Annotated in this window: 27 protein-coding genes, 1 tRNA gene and 1 pseudogene; 15 read left to right on the forward strand and 14 right to left on the reverse strand. The window is 59.5% G+C overall.

What is annotated here, in order from left to right; translation table 11 throughout:
* The first annotated feature begins 9 nt into the window (after nt 1–9).
* From speD to DTQ13_RS04420, 7 genes are all read left to right on the forward strand, one after another.
* On the forward strand, nt 10–489 hold the full coding sequence (gene speD / locus DTQ13_RS04390) for an adenosylmethionine decarboxylase (protein WP_043559194.1): 480 nt from the start codon (nt 10–12) through the stop codon (nt 487–489).
* 178 nt (nt 490–667) lie between these two features.
* Complete coding sequence (gene speE / locus DTQ13_RS04395; RefSeq protein ID WP_086441839.1) at nt 668–1,543, forward strand: polyamine aminopropyltransferase; 876 nt, start codon at nt 668–670, stop codon at nt 1,541–1,543.
* A gap of 23 nt (nt 1,544–1,566) precedes the next feature.
* The gene (gene panB / locus DTQ13_RS04400) at nt 1,567–2,400 is read left to right on the forward strand and encodes a 3-methyl-2-oxobutanoate hydroxymethyltransferase (protein ID WP_043559201.1); all 834 of its coding nucleotides are present in this window, start codon (nt 1,567–1,569) and stop codon (nt 2,398–2,400) included.
* A 112-nt stretch (nt 2,401–2,512) separates the two neighbouring features.
* Complete coding sequence (gcvT, locus tag DTQ13_RS04405; protein WP_248461194.1) at nt 2,513–3,526, forward strand: glycine cleavage system aminomethyltransferase GcvT; 1,014 nt, start codon at nt 2,513–2,515, stop codon at nt 3,524–3,526.
* The gene (locus DTQ13_RS04410) at nt 3,442–3,654 is read left to right on the forward strand and encodes a glycine cleavage T C-terminal barrel domain-containing protein (protein WP_248461195.1); all 213 of its coding nucleotides are present in this window, start codon (nt 3,442–3,444) and stop codon (nt 3,652–3,654) included. Before gcvT ends, DTQ13_RS04410 begins: the two co-directional genes overlap by 85 nt.
* Before the next feature lie 212 nt (nt 3,655–3,866).
* Nucleotides 3,867–4,169, forward strand: a complete 303-nt coding sequence (locus DTQ13_RS04415; RefSeq protein ID WP_043559206.1) for a putative quinol monooxygenase — start codon at nt 3,867–3,869, stop codon at nt 4,167–4,169.
* A 24-nt stretch (nt 4,170–4,193) separates the two neighbouring features.
* Complete coding sequence (locus tag DTQ13_RS04420; protein WP_052348982.1) at nt 4,194–5,153, forward strand: ROK family protein; 960 nt, start codon at nt 4,194–4,196, stop codon at nt 5,151–5,153.
* Between the two features lie 180 nt (nt 5,154–5,333).
* Here DTQ13_RS04420 and glnA read toward each other — a convergent pair whose 3' ends face one another.
* Nucleotides 5,334–6,794, reverse strand: a complete 1,461-nt coding sequence (gene glnA, locus DTQ13_RS04425; protein WP_043559209.1) for a type I glutamate--ammonia ligase — start codon at nt 6,792–6,794, stop codon at nt 5,334–5,336.
* Between the two features lie 162 nt (nt 6,795–6,956).
* Here glnA and DTQ13_RS04430 point away from each other — a divergent pair, with 162 nt between their 5' ends.
* A complete protein-coding gene (locus DTQ13_RS04430; RefSeq protein ID WP_192848662.1) occupies nt 6,957–8,444 on the forward strand; it encodes a metallopeptidase TldD-related protein in 1,488 nt (495 codons plus the stop codon).
* 171 nt (nt 8,445–8,615) lie between these two features.
* Nucleotides 8,616–9,755, forward strand: coding sequence for a hypothetical protein (locus DTQ13_RS04435; RefSeq protein WP_373364559.1), 1,140 nt, complete (start codon nt 8,616–8,618; stop codon nt 9,753–9,755).
* A gap of 61 nt (nt 9,756–9,816) precedes the next feature.
* Here the strand turns inward: DTQ13_RS04435 and DTQ13_RS04440 are convergent, their stop codons facing one another.
* Nucleotides 9,817–10,140: a YggT family protein gene (locus DTQ13_RS04440; RefSeq protein WP_227431471.1), complete on the reverse strand. Its 324-nt coding sequence runs from the start codon at nt 10,138–10,140 to the stop codon at nt 9,817–9,819.
* A gap of 140 nt (nt 10,141–10,280) precedes the next feature.
* On the opposite strand from DTQ13_RS04440, the gene DTQ13_RS04445 reads away from it, so the two are divergent.
* A tRNA-Ala gene (locus DTQ13_RS04445) sits at nt 10,281–10,356 on the forward strand.
* Nucleotides 10,357–10,442: 86 nt separating this feature from the next.
* Here DTQ13_RS04445 and DTQ13_RS04450 read toward each other — a convergent pair.
* The 12 genes from DTQ13_RS04450 to DTQ13_RS04505 form a co-directional block, all read right to left on the reverse strand.
* Complete coding sequence (locus DTQ13_RS04450) at nt 10,443–11,033, reverse strand: membrane integrity-associated transporter subunit PqiC (RefSeq protein WP_086441836.1); 591 nt, start codon at nt 11,031–11,033, stop codon at nt 10,443–10,445.
* Entirely contained in the window at nt 11,030–11,986 is a 957-nt protein-coding gene (locus DTQ13_RS04455) for an MlaD family protein (RefSeq protein WP_248461196.1), read from the reverse strand. The genes DTQ13_RS04450 and DTQ13_RS04455 overlap by 4 nt, the downstream gene beginning before the upstream one ends.
* Nucleotides 11,979–12,773, reverse strand: a complete 795-nt coding sequence (locus DTQ13_RS04460; RefSeq protein WP_373364560.1) for an ABC transporter ATP-binding protein — start codon at nt 12,771–12,773, stop codon at nt 11,979–11,981. The genes DTQ13_RS04455 and DTQ13_RS04460 overlap by 8 nt, the downstream gene beginning before the upstream one ends.
* A 2-nt stretch (nt 12,774–12,775) precedes the next feature.
* Complete coding sequence (locus DTQ13_RS04465; RefSeq protein WP_081562456.1) at nt 12,776–13,939, reverse strand: ABC transporter permease; 1,164 nt, start codon at nt 13,937–13,939, stop codon at nt 12,776–12,778.
* A gap of 160 nt (nt 13,940–14,099) precedes the next feature.
* A complete protein-coding gene (locus DTQ13_RS04470) occupies nt 14,100–15,773 on the reverse strand; it encodes a glycosyltransferase family 39 protein (RefSeq protein WP_248461197.1) in 1,674 nt (557 codons plus the stop codon).
* Nucleotides 15,774–15,863: 90 nt separating this feature from the next.
* The gene (locus DTQ13_RS04475; RefSeq protein WP_408863047.1) at nt 15,864–16,598 is read right to left on the reverse strand and encodes a glycosyltransferase family 2 protein; all 735 of its coding nucleotides are present in this window, start codon (nt 16,596–16,598) and stop codon (nt 15,864–15,866) included.
* 21 nt (nt 16,599–16,619) lie between these two features.
* Nucleotides 16,620–17,120 (reverse strand): ATP synthase F0 subunit B, encoded by a 501-nt coding sequence (locus DTQ13_RS04480; protein ID WP_081562458.1) that lies wholly within the window; start codon nt 17,118–17,120, stop codon nt 16,620–16,622.
* Nucleotides 17,121–17,122: 2 nt separating this feature from the next.
* A complete protein-coding gene (locus tag DTQ13_RS04485; protein ID WP_081562459.1) occupies nt 17,123–17,695 on the reverse strand; it encodes a hypothetical protein in 573 nt (190 codons plus the stop codon).
* An 11-nt stretch (nt 17,696–17,706) separates the two neighbouring features.
* Nucleotides 17,707–17,934, reverse strand: a complete 228-nt coding sequence (locus DTQ13_RS04490; protein WP_018979931.1) for an ATP synthase subunit C family protein — start codon at nt 17,932–17,934, stop codon at nt 17,707–17,709.
* A 54-nt stretch (nt 17,935–17,988) separates the two neighbouring features.
* Nucleotides 17,989–18,738 carry a F0F1 ATP synthase subunit A gene (locus DTQ13_RS04495; protein ID WP_043559242.1) on the reverse strand — a complete coding sequence of 250 codons (750 nt, stop codon included), beginning with the start codon at nt 18,736–18,738 and terminating at the stop codon, nt 17,989–17,991.
* Nucleotides 18,716–19,075 carry an AtpZ/AtpI family protein gene (locus DTQ13_RS04500; RefSeq protein WP_043559245.1) on the reverse strand — a complete coding sequence of 120 codons (360 nt, stop codon included), beginning with the start codon at nt 19,073–19,075 and terminating at the stop codon, nt 18,716–18,718. The genes DTQ13_RS04495 and DTQ13_RS04500 overlap by 23 nt, the downstream gene beginning before the upstream one ends.
* A gap of 162 nt (nt 19,076–19,237) precedes the next feature.
* Nucleotides 19,238–20,737, reverse strand: a complete 1,500-nt coding sequence (locus tag DTQ13_RS04505) for a vitamin B12-dependent ribonucleotide reductase (protein ID WP_248461199.1) — start codon at nt 20,735–20,737, stop codon at nt 19,238–19,240.
* 261 nt (nt 20,738–20,998) lie between these two features.
* Between DTQ13_RS04505 and mlaD the strand changes: the two genes are divergently transcribed.
* The 5 genes and pseudogenes from mlaD (at nt 20,999) to DTQ13_RS04530 (ending at nt 25,116) form a co-directional block, all read left to right on the forward strand.
* Nucleotides 20,999–21,574, forward strand: coding sequence for an outer membrane lipid asymmetry maintenance protein MlaD (gene mlaD, locus DTQ13_RS04510; RefSeq protein WP_248461200.1), 576 nt, complete (start codon nt 20,999–21,001; stop codon nt 21,572–21,574).
* On the forward strand, nt 21,571–21,819 hold the full coding sequence (locus tag DTQ13_RS04515) for a hypothetical protein (RefSeq protein WP_248461201.1): 249 nt from the start codon (nt 21,571–21,573) through the stop codon (nt 21,817–21,819). Before mlaD ends, DTQ13_RS04515 begins: the two co-directional genes overlap by 4 nt.
* Nucleotides 21,816–22,472: a DUF2155 domain-containing protein gene (locus DTQ13_RS04520; RefSeq protein WP_248461202.1), complete on the forward strand. Its 657-nt coding sequence runs from the start codon at nt 21,816–21,818 to the stop codon at nt 22,470–22,472. Before DTQ13_RS04515 ends, DTQ13_RS04520 begins: the two co-directional genes overlap by 4 nt.
* A 33-nt stretch (nt 22,473–22,505) precedes the next feature.
* A complete protein-coding gene (locus DTQ13_RS04525; protein WP_043559250.1) occupies nt 22,506–23,039 on the forward strand; it encodes a disulfide bond formation protein B in 534 nt (177 codons plus the stop codon).
* 47 nt (nt 23,040–23,086) lie between these two features.
* Nucleotides 23,087–25,116 (forward strand): annotated as a pseudogene (locus tag DTQ13_RS04530) (NAD(+) synthase).
* Nucleotides 25,117–25,388: the final 272 nt, after the last annotated feature.

A 25,388-nucleotide genomic window follows, 5' to 3' on the forward strand; every position in this document is an offset into this window, starting at 1 on the left:
GGGTACGTTATGGACGCACTTGCTCGACTGGGGATGGAATCGGACCTTCCGAGAGATATCCAGAATACTGAGGCAATCGATACAATCGCTGATTGTAAGGACTTTTTCATCAAGCGTGATGGGATCACCTACGCAGGGAACCATCTCCTCATCGATTTCTGGAATGCCAGAAATCTGGATGACCCCGATCAGATTGACGCCACTCTGAGGCGTGCTGCCGAGGCAGCCGGGGCGACCATTCTGCATGGTCATTTCCACCATTTCACACCCAATGGCGGTGTATCTGGTGTGCTGGTACTGGCCGAAAGCCACATTTCCATCCATACATGGCCCGAGCGTCATTTCGCCGCTGTCGACATTTTCATGTGCGGTGTGTGCGATCCCAACATGTCCGTCCCTGTCATGCAGGAGCTGTTTCAGGCAGGACGTGTGGAGATTGATGCTTTCAGGCGTGGACGTGTCAGCTCGACACGGCATACGGGCCGGTAAGCCGGATAGGGAAAGGCCAGGGGGTTTTTCCCTCAATTTCCAATGGATTCCATGGAGTGTTCCTGTTCGCTGGCCAGCGTCCATGCTGGAGGGGGAGCAGGGGTAAGGAGCGGCGTCTGTGCTGGCCTCCCCGTGATGGAGGGCGGCAGGCGTCGTTGATTGAAGAAAGGATGCCGCCATGACATCTGGCACGTCTTCCGGGACCTGGTTCAACGAGGCCCTCTATCCCGATTGGGGCCAGCGTTTCAGGGTTGTGAAAGAACTGGCCCACAGGAAGTCCCCGTTTCAGGACATCCGCATTTTCGAGAGCAGCAGCCATGGCCGTGTGCTGGTGCTGGACGGTATCGTGCAGATCACGGAGCGGGATGAGTTCATCTATCAGGAGATGCTGGCTCATGTGCCGCTCTTCATGCATCCGAACCCAAAACGTGTTCTCATCATCGGGGCCGGTGATGGTGGTGTGCTGCGTCGTGTTCTCCAGCACAGGACGGTCGAGAAAGCCGTCATGGTGGAAATTGATGGCGACGTGATCGAACTCTCCAAGCAGCACCTGCCGATGTTTGGCAAGGATGCGTGGAATGACCCGAGGGCTGAGGTCATCGTTGGGGACGGGATCGATTACGTCAAGAAATCTGGTGATGCAGCCTTTGATGTCATCATCGTGGACAGCACGGACCCGATCGGCGTGGGTGATGTGCTTTTCACGGATGATTTCTATGAGAACTGCGCCCGCATCCTTTCGGATGAAGGGATCATCGTCAATCAGTGCGGCGTGCCGTTCCAGCAGGCAGATGAGCTGCGGGAGACAACGGCCCGTCGTGCGAAATTCTTCCCGCATGTCACGGCCTATCTGGCTGCCGTGCCAACCTATGTTGGTGGGTTCATGACACTGGGCATGGCCAAGAAGGGGGCTCCGCCGCACCGTCCGGACGTGGTCGAGCTGGCCCGTCGTGCACAGGGCATTGCGGAAGGCTGCCAGTACTGGACGCCAGAGGTGCATGTTGCCTCTTTCAGCCTGCCCCCCTATATCGCCCAGAACCTCCCTCGTTCATGAGGCCATAGAGAAGGATCCCCACCATGCGCCGGACTACAATCGCAGACTTCCAGACCATGAAGGATGAGGGTCGGCGGATCGCCATGCTCACGGTCTATGATTACGCTTCGGCCCTGATTGCCGAGCAGGCGGGCGTGCCGGTCATTCTGGTGGGGGATTCTCTGGGCATGGTCATGCAGGGGCGGGATACGACCCTGCCCGTGCGTGTGGAGGACATGATCTATCATGCACGGATGGTCCGCCAGGGCAGCCATAAAGCCCTTATTGTGGTCGACCTGCCCTTCCTTTCCTATGCTACCGAGCAGGATGCCGTGGATGCGGCCCGCCGTGTGATGCAGGAGGGTGGTGGACAGGCCCTGAAGCTGGAAGGCGGCCGGGAGATTGCCCCGGTCGTGCGTCGGCTGACGGAAATGGGTGTGCCCGTCATGGGGCATCTGGGTCTGACACCGCAGTCCCAGCATCAGATCGGCCTGCGGGCGCAGGCAAAGCAGGTCGAGGCCGCCCGTAAACTTCTGGATGATGCCCGTGCGCTGGAGGAGGCCGGAGCTTTCGGTATTGTGCTGGAGGTCATTCCCGCCGAGCTGGCCGAGCTGGTTTCCAGAACCCTGACCATTCCGACCATCGGGATCGGAGCCGGGCCGGGTTGTGATGGGCAGGTCCAGGTCTGGCATGACGTGCTGGGTCTTTTCGAAGGCAAATCCCCTCGTCATGCCCATCGGTTTGCTGAAATCGGAGAGCAGATGGTTGGAGCCTTGTCCCATTATGTCCGGCAGGTTGAGGAAGGCTCTTTCCCGACACAGGCACAGAGCGTGAGCATGAAGTCGGATGTACTGGCCAGCCTGAAGGCGGGGGAATGACCAGCTCCCCCAGGTGGGGAACGTGGTGAAGCCTTGCCCGGGCCCGGATTGTCAGACGGGGATGAAGCTGGCAGAGTGGTGAACTTCCCCTGTATTTACAGGATAAAACAGAATGACGGATGAAACATTGAAGTCCAGCCCCCTTCAGGCGCTGCATGAAGAGCTGAAGGCCACGATGGGATGCTATGCAGGCTATGCCCTGCCCGAGCATTACCCTCTCGGCATGGAGGTGGAGCATCTTCATACCCGCAAGCAGGCGGGGCTGTTTGACATCTCCTTTCTGGGGCAGGTCCGTATCCGTGCAAAAGAGGATAATGCCGCTGTTGTTGCTGAGGCGCTCGAAGCCCTGATGCCTCTGGACATCATGGGGCTTGAGAAGAACCGGGTCCGTTATGGACTGTTGACGACTGATCAGGGTGGCATCCGGGATGATCTGGCCATTTCCCGTCAGGAAGAAGAGTTCATCCTGACACTCAATGGCCAGAACAGGGAAGACAATGCTGATTATCTCGAAAATGCCATTGGCAATGATTGCAGGCTGATCCGGGAATTTGACCGGGCCATGCTGTCCCTTCAGGGCCCTCTGTCGGCCGAGGTTCTGGCCCGTGTGCTGGACCAGACGACCATCATGGGGATGCGGTATCGGGACAGTCTGGCCATGCAGTGGGAGGGTGGCAGCCTCATTGTATCCCGTTTCGGTTATACGGGTATGGAAGGGTTCGATCTTTCTCTGGAGGCCAGTCAGGCTGAAGCCTTTGCCCGCCGTCTGCTGGACGATCCCGATGTGGCTCCGGCCGGGCTGGAGACACGGAACAGTCTGCGGATGGAAGCCGGGCTGTGTCTGTATGGGGCGGACATCGACAAAACCACATCTCCGGTGGAGGCCGCTCTGGTCAGCAGCATAGCTGCCTGTCGCCGGGCCGGCGGAGCACGGGCGGGGGGTACCCTGGTGCCGGGACGATCGAAGGGCAGATGGAACATGGCGTATACCGCCAGCGCGTTGGTCTGCGTCCGGAAGGGGACGTGCTGCTGGGTGGCGGTGTGGAACTCTTCTCGGATGAAGGAAGGACAGACCGGGTCGGGCGCATTACGTCTGGCTGTTTCAGTCCGACCCTGCGGGCCATGATTGCCATGGCGTATGTCACACCATCCCATGCAGCAGAGGGTACGGTGCTTTACGCCGCCGATGCGGACGGGCAGCTCCACAAGGTTTCTGTCACGGCTTTGCCCTTCGTCCCGCAGACGGCCCGCTGAGCAGAAGACACCTGAGTGAAAGTTTGTGAACAGGTCTTTACACGGCCCTGTTTTTTGGTGAGGCTCGCATTCATGCAGGGCTTGAGGCAGGCTTTGTCCGCCTTCTCCCACAGTGGGAGAGGACTGACAGGAATGTGTGTTGCCTCCGGCCATTTTTTTTGCTCAGCGTGGTTCCATCGGCAGCTGGGCGGGGCAACTCAGGGAGAGTCGAAATGAGCGAGAGCATCCATATTCTGGCACTGGTCACCATTGCTGAAGAGAAAGCCGCCCAGCTTGAGAAAGCCGTGCAGGTCTGTGCTGGTCATTCGCTGAAGGAAGAAGCCTGCCAGCGTTACGAAATTTCCCGTGATGCTGAGAAGAAGGGGCGTTTCATGGTCAGCGAGATCTGGGCCAGCAAGGACGGGTTCGAAACCCACCTTGCCAGCAAGCATTTTGGCGCTCTGGCCGGTTTCATCAAGGAGCATGGAGCCGAGCTGGAGGTCATCCGACAGCAGCCTCTGCATCCCGCATCGTAAGCTGGATTAAGGGAGAATCATCACATGGCTGATTATCGTCTTGGAATTGATTTTGGCGGCACGAAAATCGAAATTCTTGCTCTGGACCGCAGTGGCAAGGAAGTGCTGCGCGAGCGTATTCCCAACCCCGGGGTTTATGACAAGGCCATCGAGGCCATCCGGGACCTGGTGCTGAAGGCTGAGGACCAGATCGGCTGTGTGCCTGCCCATCGCATCACGGGGACTCAGCTGACATCCACTCTGGGCATCGGCATCCCCGGGTCCCTGTCCCCCGAGACAGGCCTGGTCCGCAACTCCAACGCTACATGGCTGAACAACAATGCCTTCAAGCGTGATGTGGAGGAGAGTCTTGGCCGTCCCGTGCGTGTTGAAAATGATGCCAACTGCTTCGCTTTGTCCGAAGCTGCTGATGGCGCTGGTGCCGGTTATTCCGTCGTTTTGGGCGTGATCATCGGGACAGGCATGGGCGGTGGCATCGTGGCCAATGCTCGGGTGCTCTCCGGTCATCATCACATCGCCGGTGAATGGGGTCATATCCCTCTGCCGTGGGCAAAGCCGGAAGACATGCCCATGCGGAAGTGTTTCTGTGGCAATGAGGGCTGTCAGGAGCGCTATCTCTGTGGCCCGGCACTGGCTGCGGAATGGAAGGGTGAAGGCAACCGCTCCCCGAACGGAATTGAAGAGGCGGCCCGTAATGGGGATGAAGCCGCCATCCGTGCGCTGGACCTCTACATGGACCGTTTCGCCCGGGCCTGTGCGCAGGCTGTCAATTTCCTCGATCCTGATGTGATCGTGCTGGGTGGTGGCGTGTCCAATCTTCCCAGCATCTACGAGCGTGTGCCCAAGCTGCTGCCCCGTTATGTAATTACATCGCCTTGCACGACACCAATCGTGCAGAACCGTCATGGTGACAGCTCTGGTGTGCGTGGGGCTGCCTGGCTGTGGGATGTAGCCGAAAATGGCATTTCCAAGAAAAATGCCTGATCCGGCATTGCCAGCAGCATGAGGCAAGGGCCTGCTCCCTCAGGGGGCAGGCCCTTTTTTCATGGGGCGGCCATCATGAAAAAAAACCGCCTGCCCCTCATGGAAAGGCAGACGGTCTGTTCCGATGGTGCGCTGGCCAGCCCTTCCTGCCCCGGCTAGGAGCAGGAAGAACGGGGTAGCTCAGACGGAGTAGTACATCTCAAACTCAACCGGATGCGGTGTGTGCTCAAAGCGGTATACGTCCTGCATCTTCAGCGTGATGTAGCTTTCGATCTGGTCCTTGGTGAAGACATCACCTTCCAGAAGGAAGGCATGATCGGTCTTCAGGGCCTCCAGAGCTTCACGCAGGGAGCCGCAGACAGTCGGAATCATGTTCAGCTCTTCCTGCGGCAGCTCGTACAGGTCCTTGTCCATGGCTTCGCCCGGGTGGATCTTGTTGCGGATGCCGTCCAGACCAGCCATCAGCATGGCACTGAAGGCAAGGTAGGGGTTGGCTGTCGGGTCGGGGAAGCGGACCTCGACACGCTTTGCCTTCGGGCTTGTAGCGTAGGGGATACGACAGGATGCAGAGCGGTTGGCGGAGGAATAAGCCAGCAGCACAGGGGCTTCAAACCCCGGAATCAGCCGCTTGTAGGAGTTGGTGGAGGGATTGGTGAAGGCATTCAGTGCCTTGGCGTGTTTGATGATCCCGCCAATGTAGTACAGGGCCTCATCGGAAAGGTCAGCATAGCGCTTGCCAGCAAAGAGCGGCTTGCCGTCCTTCCAGACGGACTGATGTACATGCATGCCGGTGCCGTTGTCGCCATAGATGGGCTTCGGCATGAAGGTGGCCGTCTTGCCGTAGGAATGGGCGACATTGTGCACGCAGTATTTGTAGATCTGCATGAAGTCGGCTGACTTCACCAGTGTGGCGAAGGCCGTGCCCAGCTCGTGCTGGCTGCGGGCCACTTCATGGTGATGCTTCTCGATCGGCAGACCCATCTCGCCCATGGTAGCCAGCATCTCGGCGCGCAGGTCATGTTCGCTGTCCACCGGCGGAACAGGGAAATACCCACCCTTGCGGGCCGGACGATGGCCCATGTTGCCTTCCGGGTAGTCCTTCAGGGCAGCTTCCGGCCCTTCGATGCTGTCGAGGTGGTAAGTGCCGTAATTCTCACCCGTGCCGAAGCGGACACTGTCGAAAATGAAAAACTCGGCTTCCGGGCCGAAGAACGCCGTATCACCCAGGCCACTCTTCTTCAGGTAGGCTTCGGCCTGCTTGGCTGTCGCACGGGGGTCACGATTGTAATAGCCGCCCGTTCTGGGGTCGATGATGTCGCAGATCAGGATGAGCTGCGGGCGGGCGGAGAAGGGGTCGACCACGGCTGTTTCCGGGTCCGGCAGCAGGACCATGTCGGACTCGTTGATGGCCTTCCACCCCTGGATGGAGGAGCCGTCAAACATGAAGCCTTCCGTGAAGGTGTCCTCTTCAATGGTGCGGACCGTCTGCGTGGTGTGCTGCCATTTGCCCTTCGTGTCGGTGAAGCGGAGATCAACGAACTCGATGCCGTGCTCTTCGATCAGCTCAAAAACGCGCTGGATGGCGGCTTTCTGAGGGGAAGGGCGTTGTGCGGAAGGAGAGGAAACTGCTTTTTTCGCCATGGCTGCGTGCCTCGCAATTTTTGGACTGATACCAAAACGATTAGGGGACAATTGGCCATCTGTCGAGTGCTTGCTCATAAACTTCATTTTATGAGACAGTGCTGCCTCAGTTTTTTTATAATCCCCGGCATCTGTGCCGTATGGAAAATCCATCTGGTGGTCATGTCTGCGCCTTCCCCTGTAAAAATATCCGACGCCCTTTTTTTTCATGAGACCCTGCCATGGACACCTGATGACGTGAACCGTCAGCTTGCCAGCAGTCTTGCTGGCATGGATGACGGGGAGCTGTTTCTGGAATACCGGGAAGAAGAGACGCTGGGGCTGGAAAATGGCCTGCTGCGGACGGCTGGTTTCAACCGCTCTTCCGGGTTTGGCCTGCGGGGTGTCACGGGCAGCCAGACCATCTTTGCCCACTCGGATCTTCTGGGGATGGGGGCGTTGCGGCGTGCCGCCGAGGGGCTGGGCAGTGTAGAGCGCATGGCTCTCCGACCGGACCAGCGGGCCCCTTCCCGCCTGCAGGAGGCTGCGGCGGCAGATGGACGGGCCTTTCTTTATGGTGCAGCACATCCGCTTGAGGGGGGGGATTTCTCACAGCGTGCGGCGTTGCTGGGAGAGATTGAGGCCTATGGGCGAGGGTTGGACCACCGTGTCGTGCAGGTGAATGTGACCCTCAACACGCAGTGGCAGGTCGTGCGGATCATGCGTCCTGCGTTTCTTCAGGAGGGGCATGCAGGGCCGCTGGTGGATGTCCGTCCGCTGGTCCGGCTCGATGTTTCCGTGGTGGTGGAACAGGGCGGACGGCGGGAGAGTGGCCGTGCCGGACAGGGAGGGCGGTATGCTCTGTCCCGCCTTATGGAGCCGTCCTGCTGGCAGGCCATGACACAAGAGGCCCTGCGGCAGGCCCTGGTGACGCTGGAGGCCGTGGCGGCTCCGGCAGGGGACATGCCGGTTGTGCTGGGGGCCGGCTGGCCCGGGATTCTGTTGCATGAGGCTGTCGGGCACGGGCTTGAGGGTGATTTCAACCGCAAGGGGACGTCCGTTTTTTCCGGGTGCGTGGGCCAGCGTATTGCTGCCCCGGGGGTGACTGTTCTGGATGACGGCACCTTGCCGGAGCGGCGTGGCTCCCTGAACATGGATGATGAGGGAACTCCCACCAGCCGGACCGTGCTGATTGAAGACGGGATATTGCAGGGATACATGCAGGACCGGCTGAATGCCCGCCTGACATCAGTAACGCCAACAGGGAATGGCCGCCGTCAGTCCTATGCCCATGCGCCGATGCCGCGCATGACCAATACCATCATGGCGGGGGGACAGGCCTCGGAGGAGGAGATGATCCGCTCCACGAAGAAGGGCCTGTACGCCCGCAATTTTGGTGGCGGGCAGGTTGATATCACCTCTGGCAAATTCGTGTTTGCTGCTTCGGAAGCCTATCTGATTGAAGATGGCCGGGTTACGGCACCAGTGCGTGGGGCGACGCTGATCGGCAGTGGAGCAGCGGTGATGGAGCAGATCAGCATGATCGGCCCCGCCATGGAGCTGGACCCGGGCATAGGGACATGTGGCAAGGCCGGGCAGGGTGTGCCTGTTGGTGTGGGGCAGCCCATGCTGAAGGTGAGTGGCCTGACAGTTGGAGGGACAGCGTCCTGATGACCATCTGGAAACAGACCATTGGTCTGGTTTTCTCCGGGGATGTCCCGGATAGATAAAACAAATGGAATATGTTTCAGATATAAATAAGTTTTCATTTCTCTATTGCAAACTATCTTTTTGCTGTCGTAATGTTTTCTCATCACAACAATGGGATGATGGTTTATCGTGATGAAGACGTCCGTGCGTTACGCAGCCCTTCTGTCCAGTCTTTTTGCAGGTACTTTCGGTGCCTGTGCAGATGTGCATGCTGCGGAGACGGCTGTGGCGGCCAGTAACGGTAACGGAGCAGGTGACAGTTCGGCCCAGAAAACGGGCAAAGCCACCCAGCCGGCCAGCGCAGCTGCGGGGACGACTGTTGCGGCTTCCTCCCATGAGGCTGCTGCCCAGAAGCCGGTCGTGTCCATTGCGGAGAAACCAGCCTCCAAGCCGTTGCCGGAGCAGTGGTATACGGGGTCCCTCTATTCTCCCTCACCAGCTCTGCCTGTCCCGGGCATGATTGCTGTGGAGCCTTATGTAGCGGCTGGCCTGCCTGCCGGTGCGTTTGATTCCAACGGGCATCTCAATACCCGGAAGGGAGCCGGGGGGCAGCATTCCATTTCCCAGTTTTCGCTGGCGAAATATGGTATTACGGACCATCTGTCCATCTATCTGCTGCCGACATACAGCTATAGCTGGGGGAATCATACCAAACATTCCGGCCTGAAGTTTAATGATCTGCCGGTGGAGTTCCAGTACCGTCTGACACCGCATTATACGCCGTCCATCACGCTTTATTTTGGTGTGAATACCCCGACAGGTGATTACAAGAACCTTTCCAATGCGTCAGAGGGGGTTGGCCAGGGTGTCTGGGCACTTCGCTATGGTGTGCACAGCCAGTTTGCCCTGCCGTTTTTTGACCATGCAATGCGTGTGCGTCTTTGGGCGCAGGTCCGCCATCCGGTGGCCAGTACGAAACTGCGCAACATCACCAGTTATGGGACAGAGAAAGGTTTCACCGGGCGTGGTCATGCCGGTCCCTATGGGAATGAGGGTGGTTCAGTCGAGCTGGGTATCACCAAGAAGTGGGTGTTTGCGCTGGACCTGTACCATACCTGGGCTACATCCAGTTCGGTCAATGGGTACAATGTTTATTCAAAGAAATACATCAACTCTCGGACGGGTTGGTCCGGTGCCTTCAATGTCGGGCCTGGGATTGAATATAACTGGACGTCGAGTGTTGGTGGGATTGTCGGTGTGATCCTGCCGGTGGCCGGGCACAATACGTCCCGGTCCATCTCACCGGAAGCCGCCGTGTTTGCCGTGTTCTGATCAGCTCTTCATCGGACAGGGAAAACCCCCACCTGATTTTCAGGCGGGGGTTTTTTTCGTTTCAGCCCTGTGGGAGGAAGAAGATTCTGAAAATGCTCTTCAGGATGAAGGGAATGCCATACTGAATGGCCAGGAGCAGGATGAGGGGGGAGAAGTCCATCATGCCTGTGTCTGGTAGAATATTGCGGATGGGTTGCAGAACGGGCTCCACAAGCCTTGCCAGTATCTCAAGAAGGCTACTCACGAAGCGGTTGGTCTGAGGGTTTATGACGCCAAAACCGATGGCCATGGAGGCAAGGCAGTAGGCAAGGATGATCCATGTATAAACATCCAGCACCACCATGAGGAGATTGATGACCTGGAGATAGATGATGGCAGCATGCACAGGCGGATATCCTTCCTGATGGCGTGAGGAGATGCAGACCCACACATGTAACAATCTTCTGCATGGCTGGCGAGACCAATTGCTGGGCAGTCACGACTTGACAGTTCATGGCGTGCATGGTGTTTTGAACGGTAGATTGTGGGGCTATAGCTCAGTTGGGAGAGCGCCTCGTTCGCAATGAGGAGGCCAGGGGTTCGACTCCCCTTAGCTCCACCACGATTTTCCTGAAAAACAGTTTGGGATGGCATCGGGGAAGAGGGCTGGGACTGGTTCACTGTTTCAGTCCCGGGGGCCGTCTTGCTTTACGGTGTTGCTGGGATGGATCTGGAGATATGCTCCGCCAGCTGTATTACGAGTTTCCGCATCAGTGCGGCCGTATCGGCATCTGTCCTGACAGGCCCGTTGGCAGCGAGATGCGCAATGTTGCGGACCATCGGTTTGTGGCGATCATGCGGAACAATGGCCCAATGGGCGTTCAGTATGGCATGACCGCTCACATCCACATCGAATTCGGAAATGGCAACCATGATCTGCATGTCGGCTGCCTGGGCCAGGGGCTGGTCCGTCACCAGGATGTCATGCTGGGAGGCAGCCACTTCGTTGGTGATCAGGTCCGTAATGCCAAGGGACAGGCGGGATGCCCAGCGGGAGTTGGGGCTGCGGCGGATTTCCTCCCCCTGACGGGTGATGATCTCCTGGCTGTCCAGATAGTCCGGCATGATGATCCGGCTGATCTGCACGATGGTTGTTTGCGGAGACACCTGGAGGGATTTCGTATCGGTATGGACAGGAATGCCGAGCGTATAGATGTGCAGCTGGGGAGATGCACAGCCTGCAAGCAGGGTGCAGCTTCCCAGAAGGGCAAGAACAGTACGGCGTGATGGAAACATCATGGGTGGCGTCCCATAAGCAGAAGTTGCGGATTGCGTTCCACATCGTTGGCGAACCCACGGAGAGAGGAAGCCGTTGCGGCAATATCCCGCAGCGCAGCATCCAGATTGGCTCGGTCCACGGAACGGGCGGAGAGAATGTCCTGCAGGGCCTCCAGTGTGGCTGTGGCGGAGAGGAGTGTCCTGTGGATATCCTTTCCACGCATTTCAAGCTGGTTGGTACCTGTATCAAACAGTCGGTCCAGTTTTGCCAGTGACCCATCCAGCTGGGTATGCAGGTCCCTGATGGTGGCAGTAGCAACCTGCATGGTTTCCTGCGACTGGTCGGATGTTCTCTTCAGGCTGGCAATGAGGCCGGGCAGGTCCTGGCGCAGGCCCTCGCTCAGCTCCGTGACGGATAGCAGGGCGGAATCAGCATGCTGGCTGATATCCTTGATGGGAATCTGCTCCAGTGTGTTTTTCAGCTTCTCCATGGTGGAGAGCCGGACAGGAATTTCCGGCAGTTTTGTGATGCGGGGATGCAGCGTGGCGGGAGCGGATTTGTCGAAGTCCAGTTCGATGTTGGATTGTCCCGTCACGAGGCTCTGCAGGTTCAGCCCGGCGCGCAGGCCATTGTCAATCATTGTCTGGAAATTGACCTGCTTGCCCCCCGCATCGTCCTGGACAACATGCATCTGCCCGGTCTCCAGAGTAATGATGACCGGGATATAGGCTTTGTGGTCCTGTGGGTCGAAATGCAGGGTGATGCTCTGGACGGATCCGACCTTCACACCACGGAAATTGACTGGGGCCCCGACAGACAGGCCAGCAATGGAGTTCTGGAACACCACGGCAACGTCCCGTGTTTTGGAGAAGAGGCGGAGATGCCCGAATGTCATGATGATGAACAGTAGCAGCACGCCCCCAAGGACGACAAAGATGCCGATCTGGGTTTTTCTGTTGGTGGTTTCAGACATGCTGTTCGGCCTTCTGTTCTGTCTGGGAAGGGATGGAAGCAGAGCGGTGCATGAAGGCCGTCACCTCCGGGAGGGTACAGCTGTCATGCAGGGCACGGGGTGAGCCACTGGCAATGGGCCTGTGCGTGACAGCATCCAGAAAGATGCCATCATCAGCAATGGTGAAAAGGCTGGGCAGTTCGTGGCTGACAATGACGATCGTAGCCCCAAGTCCGTCACGCAGGGTGAGGATGAGGTCATCCAGCCGGGCGGAGGTGATCGGGTCCAGCCCGGCGGAGGGTTCGTCAAAAAAGAGGATGTCCGGCTCCAGCGCAATGGCCCGGGCCAGTCCAGCCCGTTTTTTCATGCCACCGGAAATCTCGTAGGGGAAGAGATCGATGGCATGCTCCATCCCCACCAGCCCCAGTTTCAGGCGGACGAGATGGTCTATGGCATCAGGCTTGAGGTCCGTGAACATCTCCAGCGGCAGGGCGACATTCTCGCCCACGGTCATGGAGCTCCACAGCGCACCACTCTGGAAGAGAACGCCATAACGGCGGTTGATGGCCGTGCGGTGGGCGTCATCCTGCTCCCAGTAATTCTCCCCACCCACCATGATGTGCCCTGCCGTGGGGCGCAGAAGACCGATCATGCTCCTCAGCAGGGTGCTTTTGCCGCAGCCGGAGCCCCCCATGACAGCAAAGATGGAGCCTTTTTTCAGGTCGAATGACACATTCTGCTGGATGATCTTGGGCCCGAAAGAGAGTTGCAGATCACGGACGGAAATGAGAGTTTCTCTATCAGACATCATCAGATTCCAGCGGCGTTGGCGAGGACGGCAAAAACGGCATCCAGAGCGATGACCCCGACAATCCCGATGACGACAGCCCGTGTGGCGGCAATGCCGACATCCGCAGCACTGCGGCCGGCTTTCAGGCCGATCCGGCAGGCAGCCAGAGCGATGAAGCCAGCAAAAAAGAGTGCCTTGATGAACCCGAAGGCAAACTGGCTCAGTTCCACGCCGTTGAAGGTGGAGAGCCAGTATCCGGTGGGAGAAATGTCCATCATGGTCATGGAGACGACAAAACCGCCGAAAATCGAGACCAGCGTGCCATAGAGATACAGCAGCGGCATCATGAGGATCAGCGAGAGAATGGAGGGGAGCAGGATATAGCCCGCCACGGAGATGCCAGTCACCTGAAGAGCGTCAATCTCTTCATTGCCCTGCATGGTGGAGATGCGGGCTGCATAGGCTCCGCCCGTACGTCCGGCCATGATGATGGCTGTCATGATGGCGGAGATTTCACGGGCGGAGGCAATGCCCACCAGATTGGTCACATAGATTTCAGCTGCGAATTTGCGTAATTCCAGCAGCCCCACGAAGGCCAGGATGGCCCCGATCAGAAAATTGACAATGCTGACGATGAGCAGTGCCGAGGGGCCAGCATTCCAGACATCCACAAGCAGGTCCTTGAGACGCATGGAGTTTTTGCCACGCAGCGTCCCGACAGCTCCCCGCATGACTTCCAGCAGCAGGGCGCTGGATGTGGCTGTCTCATGCAGGATGTCCAGCGTCTTTCCGCCAACACGGGCAAAGAAGCTTTCCCGGTCCTGCTGGTGGGGGGCGGGTTGTTCCACTTTTTCTGGCAGAAGAGCCAGAAGGCGCTGGGCGGAAGACGGCAGGGCGTGATCATCAAATGTCAGGGAGGCCTGGCAGGCGGCCTGCTTGACGGTCCACAGGAACATGATGAAGCAGGAATCCCAGCTGCCCAGTCCGTCCGGGTTGATGGACAATGTCTTCCCGCTCCCTGGGTGGGAGGAGGTGAGAGCAGTTGCCGGGAACTGCACCACATCATCCTGCAGGGCCTTCCAGTCCCCCCGGATGGTCAGGGACAGCCCGTTGGCCGTATCGTCAATGGACCATGAAGGCGGGGTGCTGTCTTTGGTGGGGGAGGGAACAGCCTGTTGTGTCATGAGGAGACGGTATGCCCTGCCACAGGCACGGGGGAAGTGAAATTCTGCAACATGGCCCTGCCCACAAAATGTTCTGTCCGTTCATTCTATGTCAGTTTTTTAATGAAAGCGAGCCGCTTCTCTTCAGGGCTGCCATCAGGTCAAGGCATGAGTTTCCTTTTCAGCGGGTGGGTTTTTCACTGCTGGCATAGAGCCGCAGATGAAGCCTGTGACCGTTGGAGTAATTCAGTCCGTCAAACTGGTCATACAGAATGCTCTCCGTGCCAAGGCGGGCCAGTTCCTGCTGGAAGGCTGGGTCATCCTTCCTGTCCAGGAGAGCCAGATCGCAGCGTGCGTGGTCATGCAGTTCATGGGCTGCTTGCGATGGTGGCAGCAGTCTGGCCCGGCCCCCGGTAAGGAAGACAAGGCTGGGTTCCCTGTAGGAGGGGGAAATCAGGGCGCTGTCGGGACAGGGGCGGAGCTCCCGGAAGCTCTCGGCAATGCGGGGAGCAAGCTGGATGCTGGTCAGATGGGGAATGACGCAGAGGAAGATGCCCGTTTCGGTCAGCAGGGCGGCACCCATGGCGCAGAGTGCCCCGCCGGACCAGTTCTGTTTCCAGATGAGCCGGAGGCCTGCCAGAAGGAGTGGCAGGCTGCCCAGGGCAGGTATGAGCGCATCCGCAAAGAGGTGGCCTTCCATCCTGTAGAGCAGGACTGGCCCGGCCAGGCAGAAGAGGAGTCCGGCCAATCCCCAGGCGAGGGCGTAGAGGGACACCCCCAGTTTCGTCCAGAGAGAACGTAGCGGTACGAGGGGCCAGACCGTCAGGCTGGCAGCCACCAGAATGGCAATGGCCGGGTAGGTTGGCAGGACATAATGAGGGAGCTTGGTGGCCAGACACTCAAAGATGAGCCAGTGTGGGATGATCCAGCAGAGAAGAAACAGGGTCTCTGGTTTGGCACGTCGCTGCCAGAGGGTTGGGAGAGAGCGTATGGCTGCCAGAGCCCCTGGCCAGAAAGCGAGCAGGAACAGGAGGAGATAATAGCCGGGGGGGAAGCCGTGTGTTTCCTGCGGGTGGGCAATTTTGCCAAGTAGATTGTGGCCTACGGCACGGCGGAAGAACTCACCATGACTGACCAGAGCAATGCCAAGACACCAGGGAAGGACGATGAGTACGCTGAGCAGCCAGCCCCACCCGGCCCGCAACTGTCGGATGAGTGCCGTACTGCGTAGACAGATGGAGAGTGAGATCAGGGTGCCCAGGGCGGGGATGAGAACAATGGGGCCTTTCAGCATCATCCCTACCCCGAGAGCGCTCCAGTAGAGGATGCTGGAACGGCATGGTGTCGTTCTGCCCTTCTGCATGTCGGTGAAATGGCAGAGCAGCAGGGCCTGAAGGCACAGAATATCCAGCAGCAGGGTGCTGTCGATGGTGGCCATCCGGCTCTCTGCGGCAAATAGCGGTGCCACCATGAGCAGGCCTGCCGCCAGTAGGCCTGTAGAAAATCCGAACAGACGGGTTCCGATCCAGGCTGTCAGGAGGATGCTGCAGACTGATGCCAGAAGGCTGGGGATACGGTAGGGCCAGCTTTCATGGCGTAGCGTTTCATCCTGTGTGATGATTTCGGAGGCCTTTACTGCTCCGGCTTCCAGCCAGTAGATGCCTGCTGGTTGCAGATAGCGGGGTTGGTCCTGGAAGCGTATGTCCAGGAAATTGCCGGAAGAGAGCATCTGGGCTGTGGCCTGCATGTAGCGTGGCTCATCCCTGTCCAGCGGGGGCAGGCTCATGCGCCCCGGCAAGGCAGCCAGAAACGCCAGAACGGCAAGCAGAGCGTAATGACGGAATTTTGGAGGCATGAAAACTCCGGTTCGCACTGGATGAACGGGCATGTTGCCCGGATCGTCAGAAGGGTCGTCCGGTGCCGGGCGGGGAGAGAGGCTGCTGTCTTACAGTTCGTTCAGTGGTGGTGGCCGACGGGTGCGGTTCTGTAGCCAGAGAACCCCCAGCATGTCACGCACCCCCACGAGAGCCCGGTGCAGATTGGTATATTTGGAATGGCCATGAAGCCTGGCCCTGTGTCGTGTCTCGATGCAGATGAGGGGGGCGCCGTAGCTTTTCATCAAGGCGGGGATGAAACGGTGCAGCCCTTCAAACTGGGGCAGGGAGAGGAACAGGTCGCGGGGGAAGAGCTTGAGCGGCCCGCCCGTATCAGGGCAGTCATCCTTGAGCAGATGCTGGCGCAAACCATTGGCGAAACGGGTGGCAAACCTGCGGGAGAGCCTGTCCTGACGCTTGCGGCGGACGCCAACAACCAGAGGGCCGACAGCCCCTTCACCATGGTCCCATGCGGCTTCGACCATTGTTTTGATGAAGGCAGGGTCGTCCTGTCCGTCTCCATCCATTGTGGCGATCCATGGGGCACGGGCGGCCCTGATGGCCGTGCGCAGGGCCGTAGATTTACCCAGACAGGAGGGATGGGACAGAATACGCAACCCGGGCAGGATAGTGCTGCGGGCTTCCTGCAATTTCTGGAGGGTGTCGTCCGTACTGCCATCATCCACGAAGATGATCTCTGCCGGTGGCAGGCTCTCAAGAGCCGTGCGGATTTCTGCACAGACGGGAAGGATATTCTCGCCCTCATTGAGGACGGTAATCACGACAGCCAGCAAGGGACTGGTCATCTCACTGGCTGTCATGATGTCTTACGCAGCTTTGTCACCAAAGGCTTGCGGGAGTGCTTTCAGGCCATCATTGATGAGCCTGTTGGCAAGGTCGGGGTCTTCAGCCAGCTTTTTACCAAGAACGTCCTTTGTAGCTGCCAGGGCCAGGGCGGCCGCCTCACGGCGGATGTCGCGCAGGGCGATTTTTTCGGCAGCTTCAATACGCTCACGGGCCATTTTTTCGTGGCGGGCAACAATCTCTGCCGCATCACTTTCAGCCTGGGCACGCAGCTGCTGGGCCTCAGCATTGGACTTGGCAATCAGTGCCTGAGCCTCTTCCTGAGCCTGCTTGTGGTCACGTCTGGAATCTTCGAGCATCTGCTCGGCCTCACGGCGGAGACGTGTGGCCTCATCCAGATTTTTGCGGACCTCATCAGCCCGGTCATCCAGCTTGGATGTGACAACAGCCCATATCTTGCGACCGAAGATGACGAAGAACAGGACAAAAGCAAGTGCTGTCCAGAAGCGGGGTTCATGAAACATGCTTAGCTCCTCGCAGCATGGGCGTGTTCAACAGCAGCGGCAATGGCCTGCTGGTCGGCTGTGCCAACAAGGCGCTCTGTCAGAACCGTAGCAGTGCTGGATGCGATCTCATTGATGCTGCCCAGCGCATTGCTGCGGGACAGAGCAATCTGCGCTTCAGCCTTCTTGATCTCTGCTTCCAGGCGGGCTGCTGTTTCTTCTGCCTGAACCCGGATTTTCTCCTTGGCCGTATCGCGGATGCCCTGGATGGTGGCGCGGGCCTCTTCCATGGCTTTCTCGCGGGCCTCGCAGAGTTCCTTCTGGGCCTGGTCGGCATCCTTGCGGGCGCGGCGGGCAACGTCCAGATCGTTCCGGACGCGGACTTCACGGGCCTTGATCACATCCGCCACCTTAGGCAGGGCGGAACGGCTCAGAAGCAGGTAGAAGACGATGAAAATGATGGCACCCCAGACCACCTGCCCCTGCAACAGGGGATCCTTGAAGTGGAGCTGGGGCATGCCTTCCGCCACGGCCCGGCCCGGTAAGGCCGCAAGGGGGGCGGCGGCAGACAGGAGGAAACGAGGCGTAAGGCGCATGGGTCCTGCCCTCAGACGAAGAGAATAAGGAAGGCAATCAGCAGGGCGAAGAGGGCAATGGCCTCCGTCAGGGCGAAGCCAAGCATGCCCAGACCGAACACATGCGGGCGGGAAGCCGGGTTGCGGGCGATGGAGTTCACCAGGGCGGCAAAGATGTTGCCGATACCAGCACCGACACCGGCGAGAGCAATCACGGCAAGACCAGCACCAATCTCACGGGCGGGATGAAGAAGATCCATGGTTCAGGTTCCTTTAAGACAGGGCGAAGGAAAACACGTGGAGGTATCGGTCACTCAGTGATCGACAGCCTCACGCAGGTAAATGCAGGTAAGGATGGCAAAGACATAGGCCTGTAGCAGCCCTACCAGCAGCTCAAGTGCCGTCAGTGCGATGTTGAGCACAAGCGGAGTGACAGCCAGCACATCGCCGACAACTCCGAGACCGGCAAGCATGATCGTGAAACTTGCGAAGACTTCCAGCAGCACATGCCCGGCCACCATGTTGGCAAACAGACGGATGGACAGGCTGATGGGGCGGGAGATGTAGGAAAGAATCTCGATGGGGATCAGGATGGGGCACAGGGCCACCGGAGCCCCCTCCGGCATGAAATGTTTCAGGAAGGCGATGCCCTGGAACCGCAGCGAGGTCAGGATGCAGAGAATGAATACCGTGATCGCCAGGGCGAAGGTCACGGCGATGTGGCTGGTGAATGTATAGGAGAATGGCAGCAGACCGATATAGTTGCCGGCCAGGATGAAGAAAAACAGGGCAAAGACGAAGGGAAAGAAGGCCGTGCCCTTCTCACCGATGGTATCGACAGCCAGGCCGTGCACGAACTCGTAACTGACCTCCGCCGCAGCCTGGAGACGACCGGGCACAACAGCCTTCGGCTTCATGCCGAGATAGAGGAACGCCAGCACGACAGCCACACTGATGACCATGTACAGCGGGGCCTGGGAGAGGCACAGGGCCTCACCAAAAGAACCAAAAATCGGATGCAGCTCAAACTGCCCGAGCGCGTCAATCGTCGATCCGCTGGCCACGCTGGCTTCTCCCGTTTTTCTGCGTCCCACTTTCGGGGACATCCATCACATTCACAACACGCCAGACATTCCGCAGGCCGGCTCCCATGCCAAGCATGGCGAACACAATTATAAACACAGGCCTGTATCCTGTCCATCGGTCAAGCTCATAGCCAATGCCCAGACCAACAGCAATACCGGCAATCATGTCACTGGCGATGCGGAAGGCCATGCCGAGGGAGGACTGTTCTGAGAGGGCTGACGGCTTCGCTTTCCCGGTCCGGGGAGCCACCTTCTGCTCCAGCCGGGCGAGACGGTCATCGAACGGCTCACGTCTGGCTGTATCGTGATCGATCATGCGCGATCCCCCATAACTCCCCGCCGTATCTGGCGGGGCAGCGCTCCGTTCCTTTCGTGGCGTAGCGCCATCGGAAAGGAAGCCCGTGCTGGACAGGTCTAGCTAGACAGGCTGTTCAGTCACTGTCAATGATTTCCCGCCCTGCATTTCTGGCATGGCGCCTCAGCCGACGAGGCGCAGCTTCCTGTTCCGGGGGCGGGAGGATGGACCGTCCTGCTCCGGCCCGAAGGGCAGCATGGGGGCTTCATGCTGTTTTTCGCCGGACTCGGCAGGGGCATCAGGCATGCGCTGGCCCAGATAGGCCTCCGAAAGGGCGCGGAAGGCATAATCCAGCATGGATGTCGCATAGCTGGCCATTTCGTCCCCTTCCACCGTGCCGCAGGCTCCGAAGCGGGAATAGGCGAACTGTTCGACAAACACCTCCAGCGGCACGCCGAACTGGAGGCCGATGCTGACGGCCTGGCTGAAACATTCCATCAGCCCACGGGCCATGGGGCTTTCCCGAGGAGGGGTGAGGGACAGGGATGCCAGACTGCCATCTTCAAATTCACCGGTCCGCATGAAGAGACGGTGCCCGCCAATGGAGGTCCGCTGACTGAAGCCCCCCTGACGCATGGGTAGGGGACGACGGACGCCACGGCCCAGCTTCTCCTTGAGGTCGTCCGTTTCCGGCTCGGGCAGGGCCGGCAGATGGTCGCAGAAGGGCAGGACAGCGTCATGCATCAGGGCGTGTGCCTTGGCACCAGCTGGCTGGAGGGGTGTTTGTCCGTCCAGTGTCAGGGCGAGGGCGGCTTCCGGTGAGAGGCCCTTGTGGGCCAGACGCTCCAGAGTGGAAGGATGCAGCCCACCCTGACTGTTGACCAGCGAGAAAATTGGGCCGAGCCCGCAGGATTCCACATCCAGCAGGGCATCGACCGGCCCGGGGGAGGAGAACCCGGTCTCGATCGTGGCAAGGCCGGACAGGGACTGTGTGGCGGCGCTGATGGCAATGCTGGCCTGCTCCAGGTCTGGTGCCTGCGGGCAGGAGAAGGCTTTTTCCGGCGTTGCAGTACCGGCGTGGGCAACAAGCCGTGTGAAACGGGTGATGGCTGTGGCAATGGCCCGGCCTTCGTCACTGTCATAATCCAGCCCGAGGCCCGCCAGGCAGGCGTCCAGGTCTGTCAGCAGGACAATGCCGGCGGGACCGTCACTGTCGCCACGGGGGGCAGGGTCATCAAAAAGCGGAAGGTCGCCGCTGCGGTAGGGGCGCCGTGCGGCATCCAGCCGACGCAGGCTGTCGCAGGCCAGCTTCAGGCAGGCTGCGAAATGTTCCGTGGCGAAAATGCCATCCTGCACGAAACCGGAAAGCCGGATGATGAAGCCGGGCTGCCCGTCCGGCTCATTGCGCCACAGAGCTGCGTTGGGTGCCATCTGCTGCATCAGAAGCAGGCAGGACAGGCCACGGCCGACCGGCGGAGCATCCTGCGGGCTGTGTGGCAGGTGGGGGGTGGTGTCGATCATCTCCACCCAGCGGGCGGATTCACTGGCAAGGCGGACAGGCCCACCTTCTGCCGGCGCCAGCTGGACAAGCGCCTGGGCGGCGTCATCACTCCAGACAGAAGGAAGGGTGACCGCACGCAGGGCTGTGCTGTCGGGGTCGATGCTCGTCTGAAGCGTTCTCATGTGAACGCCATTCCAGTGAAGATGCGCTTTCATGCTGACGAGTCTAGTACTGAAGGGGGAATGATGAAACCATGACCGCAGGGGGAAAACGGGCATAAGCGGGCAGAAAAATGGGGATATGGGGGATAACTGCCAGCCTTGGGAGGAAAAAGAAAAAATGGCGTCCATCATGCAGGATGTTGGACGTGAAGGGCTGAGTCCGCTAGAGCGGTACGGCGTGACTGCATGATGGGTCAACAATGCTTGAATGAGGATGTGTTCATGGCTTCGGACAATGCCGGATATATCGCAGCAAGGCGGGCTGGCCGGGAGCGGATGGAATTGCTGGTCGGGCTGGTGGCCGCTGCTGCACTGGTGGTGCTTGTCGTGCTGGCTCTTGTCGGGCGGCAGCATCCGCAGGACAGTGGCTATCCCCTTCATGCGGCCTTTGGCCATGTTGACGGGCTGAGTGTGGGCTCGGATGTCCGGCTGGCAGGCGTAACTGTCGGGCATGTGCGGAGCATGCAGGTGGACCCACACACCTTCCAGGCCAATGTCGTTTTTTCCGTTGCTTCTGACATACACCTGCCAGTGGATAGCGGGGCCATCATCACGTCGGATTCCCTTCTTGGCGGGAAATATGTGGCGCTGACGCCGGGTGGCGATACGGCCATGCTGGCGCCTGACGGGACCATTGGTGAAACGCAGGGGGCCATCAGCCTTGAGCAGCTGCTGAGCAAGTTCATTTTTTCGGTCACGGACTCCCTTCAGAAGAAGGCTGCTCCGGCAGCGCAGCCGGCCGCCGCTTCTGCGGCCGTTCCGGAGCCGTCGCCTGGTGCAGGGCAGACATCACCGTGAGCCACGCCTCTGATGAGCAGACCTGGCTGGACAGGGAGGGGCAGCCCATAAGCTGCACGGGAAAGCTGCGTGTCCTGCGGGACAATGAAGTGGAACTGAGGCAGGTGCTGCGCGATGCCTGCGCCGATGCTTTGCTCATGGAGGTTGGGCCTGTCTTTCTGCGGCACCGCATGGAGCGGCTTCTGGCCGATGTGATGGTGGAAAGTGGTGTCGTCGAGGTGGTGGAAAAGGAAGGTGTGGAGTGAGGATCAGGAAGACAGTTCTGGCCCTGTCCTGTCTGGCGGGGCTGCTGGCCACGGTGCCGGAGAACCTGCGGGCGGAAGGAGTCCGGGGTGTGGCCGCTCCGGCTGTTTATCCGGCCACGGCGTGGCAGGGGCGCAATGGAGCCGTGCTGCGGATCATGCGGCGCCTGGATTCCCACGTGGAACTCGTACCGCTGCATGTGGGGGATGATGCTGTTTATGGGCCTCTGTCCCTCCGGCTGGAGCGGTGCCTTCAGAGGCCGGATGGTCTCCCGGCGCAGACGGCCATCCTGCTGAAGATTGAAGAGAAACAGGAATCCGGCAGTCCGCCCTTCGAGGGATGGATGTTCACGGACGATCCGGCCCTGGGAGCGTATGCAGGTGCCCTGTATGATGTGCAGGTCGTGTCCTGTGATGGGGACAGGGTAGACCCCATGGTTGGGCCGTTGCCAGCGCCTGTGCAGCCGCAGCTGCCCATGGCCATTGCCCCGCATGTGGAGGCGGATGAAGGACGGGGGCCGACCGTGCTGGCACCGCCTTCTTCTGGTGGTAGTGGTGGGCAGGGAGCTGCCCCATCCGGGCCGACATCCCTGTTGCCACCGGCGGCTCCATTGCTACCGCCGCAACCGGCGCAGGGTGTGGGCACCCAGCATTGAGGCTGGATGGATGAGACTGGGAGGATGAGGAGAATGCTGTTTACCGACAAGCGGCAGATCAGGGCCGTCTGGCATATTGGTGGGCTGTATGTCCTAGCCGCCCTGCTTGTGTTCCTGATCGTTTTCGTGGCGGAAACATTCCTGCACATGGTGCCGTGTGAGCTGTGCCTTTGGGAGCGGGGACCTTGGCGCGTGCTGCTGGGGCTGGGTGTGCTGGCTCTGGTCCTGTCCCCCCGTTATGCCCGCTGGGCGGCCGTGGCCGGGCTGGTCTGCCTGGCGGTCAGCGTCGGTCTGGGGGTTCTTCATGTCGGGGTGGAGCATGGGTTGTGGCCGAGCCCTGCGGCGGAATGTCACGTTGGCCTTGTGGAAGGGCATGATTTTGCGGACTGGATGGCCCATCTTCCTGCACGGCCCACGAAACCCTGTGACCTGCCGGATTATCCTTTCGGTCTGCCTGTCTCCATGACGACGCTTTCTGCCCTGTATGCCGTGCTGGTCTTTGGTCTGGCTGTCATGGAGACGCACCGTCTGTTCCGTTTTGTGCGGAATGGTCGGCTGGATGTGTGAGCCGTCAGGCTGAGAGGAGTCTCCAACGGGAGGAAGCCGCCATGACCATGGCTGATTTTCTGTGTCTTTACCGGCAGGGCTTTGCCCGTGTTGCGGCCTGTACCACGCCCATCACTCTGGGCGACCCTCGGCAGAATGGGAGGATCGTGCAGGAGTGGCTGGAGCGCTGCCATGAGCAGGGTGTTGCCGTGGCGGTTTTCCCGGAGCTGGGGCTGATAGGCTACACGCTGGAGGACCTTTTCTTCCAGCAGGTGGTGCTGGATGGGGCGCTGGAAGCTCTGCTGGCTCTGGTTGAGGCGACGGCAGGATGCATGACGGTTGGCATCGTTGGTCTGCCCGTTCGGCGGGGAGATGCCCTGTACAACTGTGCGGCCATTTTCCACCGGGGACGGATTCTCGGCATTGTCCCCAAAACGATGCTGCCCCGGTACCGGGAGTTTTATGAACCCCGGCATTTCACCAGTGGTCAGGGCTGCTCCGGAACCATCATGCTGGGAGGGCGTGCCGTGCCATTTGGAACGGACATCCTGTTTGAAGCCGAGGATGTTTCCGGTCTGGTGCTGGGGGTGGAAATATGTGAGGACCTCTGGGCTCCCCAGCCTCCCAGCGGAGCCCTGGCTGTGGCCGGGGCCACGGTGCTGGCCAATCTTTCAGCCTCGCCGGTGACGGTTGGACGGGCAGAGCACAGAACCCTGCTCTGCCGGGCACAGTCCATGCGGACCGTCAGCGCCTATCTTTATGCAGCAGCCAGCGAGGGCGAATCCACGACTGATCTGGCCTGGGATGGTCAGCTTCTCATCCATGAGGCCGGGGACTGCCTGGCCCGGTCGGAGCGTTTCCTCCAGCAGGGTGCCATGATCATGGCGGATATCGATCTCGACAGGTTGCGGCAGGAACGGCTTCAGATGGGTTATTTCGTCCCGGCCGATGATGATGGACTCCGTCATGTCCGTTTCACTCTGGCACCGGAGGTGAAGGACCGTGGGCTGATGAGGGATGTGCCCCGTTTTCCTTTCGTGCCCTCCCGCCCGGAGCAGTGCGAGCAGGATTGCCGGGAAGCGTGGAACATTCAGGTTCAGGCGCTGTGCCAGCGGCTGAAGGCAGCTCATGCCCGGACCATGGTCATTGGCGTGTCGGGCGGACTGGACAGTGCTTTGGCCCTTCTGGTGGCGGTCAAGGCGGCGGATTGCCTTGGCTGGGAGCGGAGCCGCATTCTGGCCAGAACCATGCCGGGCTTTGCGACGGGCAGCGCATCCCTTGCCATGGCCCATGGGTTGATGGAGAGCCTTGGTGTCAGCGCCGGGGAGCTGGACATCCGCCCCACGGCGAAAGCCATGCTGGTGGCCATCGACCATCCCTATGGGCGTGGGGAGCCTGTCCATGATGTGACCTTTGAGAATGTGCAGGCAGGTTTGCGGACGGATTTCCTTTTCCGTCTGGCCAACCATCATCAGGGGCTGGTGATCGGTACGGGAGACATGTCCGAGCTGGCGCTGGGCTGGTGCACCTATGGCGTCGGGGACCAGATGGCGCATTACAATGTCAATGCCGGGTTGCCAAAGACACTCATCCAGCATGTCATACGCTGGGCCGTGGGGCATGATGGGAGCTTCTCGGCATCGGTCCGTACTGTTCTGGAGAAGATTGTCTCGGCAGAGATTTCACCGGAGCTGGTGCCCGATCAGGGGCAGGGGGTGCAGAGTACCCAACAGATGATAGGCCCGTATCCCTTGCAGGATTTCACTCTCTATCATGTGCTGCGGTATGGCTTCCCGCCTGAAAAGATAGCGTTTCTCCAGTTTCATGCATGGCGGGATGCGGGAAGGGGCGATTGGCCCCTGAACTATCCGCAGCAGGACCGGGTCGCCTATGACCTGCCGGCCATCATTCACTGGATGCGCCTGTTCATGCGGCGTTTTTTTGCAACCAGCCAGTTCAAGAGGTCGGCCATGCCCAATGGGCCGAAAGTGGTGGCTGGGGGAAGTCTTTCCCCCGTGGGGACTGGCGGGCGCCATCTGATGGGACAGCCACGCTCTGGCTGGCTGCTCTGGAGCGGCTCGAGTCCCGGTTGCAGTAAGGCGGGCTGTTCCGCAAATCCAGATTCGTAGTCTCGGCAGTCGATAGACGCCTTCCATGCGATTCTCATGGAAGGCGTCATGCGGTTTGCACCTGACGGGCGATTTGTTTAATTAAAAATAAATAAACATGTTGTAATTTTGAAGCCATATGTTTACTACTCATGAGTGAAAAGAGAGTCCTTGTCATGCCGTTCCTTAATTTGTGCTGAAGCGTAGGGTTTTGAGGGGGTGTCACAGATATTCCTTAATTTGGACCCGAGGAGGCCATGAA

The organism is Parasaccharibacter sp. TMW 2.1888 (assembly GCF_023167265.1).
GTDB classification, from domain to species: domain Bacteria; phylum Pseudomonadota; class Alphaproteobacteria; order Acetobacterales; family Acetobacteraceae; genus Bombella; species Bombella apis.

Excerpts from the sequence above, each read along its gene's own strand:
- DTQ13_RS04480 (WP_081562458.1), bottom strand. The coding sequence starts at position 17,120 with ATGTTTCATGAACCCCGCTTCTGGACAGCACTTGCTTTTGTCCTGTTC.
- DTQ13_RS04455 (WP_248461196.1), bottom strand. The coding sequence starts at position 11,986 with ATGTCTGAAACCACCAACAGAAAAACCCAGATCGGCATCTTTGTCGTC.
- DTQ13_RS04435 (WP_373364559.1), top strand. The coding sequence starts at position 8,616 with ATGAAGACGTCCGTGCGTTACGCAGCCCTTCTGTCCAGTCTTTTTGCA.
- DTQ13_RS04470 (WP_248461197.1), bottom strand. The coding sequence starts at position 15,773 with ATGCCTCCAAAATTCCGTCATTACGCTCTGCTTGCCGTTCTGGCGTTT.
- glnA (WP_043559209.1), bottom strand. The coding sequence starts at position 6,794 with ATGGCGAAAAAAGCAGTTTCCTCTCCTTCCGCACAACGCCCTTCCCCT.
- DTQ13_RS04465 (WP_081562456.1), bottom strand. The coding sequence starts at position 13,939 with ATGACACAACAGGCTGTTCCCTCCCCCACCAAAGACAGCACCCCGCCT.
- DTQ13_RS04430 (WP_192848662.1), top strand. The coding sequence starts at position 6,957 with ATGTCTGCGCCTTCCCCTGTAAAAATATCCGACGCCCTTTTTTTTCAT.
- DTQ13_RS04475 (WP_408863047.1), bottom strand. The coding sequence starts at position 16,598 with ATGACCAGTCCCTTGCTGGCTGTCGTGATTACCGTCCTCAATGAGGGC.
- DTQ13_RS04450 (WP_086441836.1), bottom strand. The coding sequence starts at position 11,033 with ATGATGTTTCCATCACGCCGTACTGTTCTTGCCCTTCTGGGAAGCTGC.
- speE (WP_086441839.1), top strand. The coding sequence starts at position 668 with ATGACATCTGGCACGTCTTCCGGGACCTGGTTCAACGAGGCCCTCTAT.
- DTQ13_RS04420 (WP_052348982.1), top strand. The coding sequence starts at position 4,194 with ATGGCTGATTATCGTCTTGGAATTGATTTTGGCGGCACGAAAATCGAA.
- DTQ13_RS04505 (WP_248461199.1), bottom strand. The coding sequence starts at position 20,737 with ATGAGAACGCTTCAGACGAGCATCGACCCCGACAGCACAGCCCTGCGT.
- mlaD (WP_248461200.1), top strand. The coding sequence starts at position 20,999 with ATGGCTTCGGACAATGCCGGATATATCGCAGCAAGGCGGGCTGGCCGG.
- DTQ13_RS04485 (WP_081562459.1), bottom strand. The coding sequence starts at position 17,695 with ATGCGCCTTACGCCTCGTTTCCTCCTGTCTGCCGCCGCCCCCCTTGCG.
- panB (WP_043559201.1), top strand. The coding sequence starts at position 1,567 with ATGCGCCGGACTACAATCGCAGACTTCCAGACCATGAAGGATGAGGGT.
- DTQ13_RS04500 (WP_043559245.1), bottom strand. The coding sequence starts at position 19,075 with ATGATCGATCACGATACAGCCAGACGTGAGCCGTTCGATGACCGTCTC.
- DTQ13_RS04525 (WP_043559250.1), top strand. The coding sequence starts at position 22,506 with ATGCTGTTTACCGACAAGCGGCAGATCAGGGCCGTCTGGCATATTGGT.
- gcvT (WP_248461194.1), top strand. The coding sequence starts at position 2,513 with ATGACGGATGAAACATTGAAGTCCAGCCCCCTTCAGGCGCTGCATGAA.
- DTQ13_RS04460 (WP_373364560.1), bottom strand. The coding sequence starts at position 12,773 with ATGTCTGATAGAGAAACTCTCATTTCCGTCCGTGATCTGCAACTCTCT.
- DTQ13_RS04415 (WP_043559206.1), top strand. The coding sequence starts at position 3,867 with ATGAGCGAGAGCATCCATATTCTGGCACTGGTCACCATTGCTGAAGAG.
- DTQ13_RS04490 (WP_018979931.1), bottom strand. The coding sequence starts at position 17,934 with ATGGATCTTCTTCATCCCGCCCGTGAGATTGGTGCTGGTCTTGCCGTG.
- speD (WP_043559194.1), top strand. The coding sequence starts at position 10 with ATGGACGCACTTGCTCGACTGGGGATGGAATCGGACCTTCCGAGAGAT.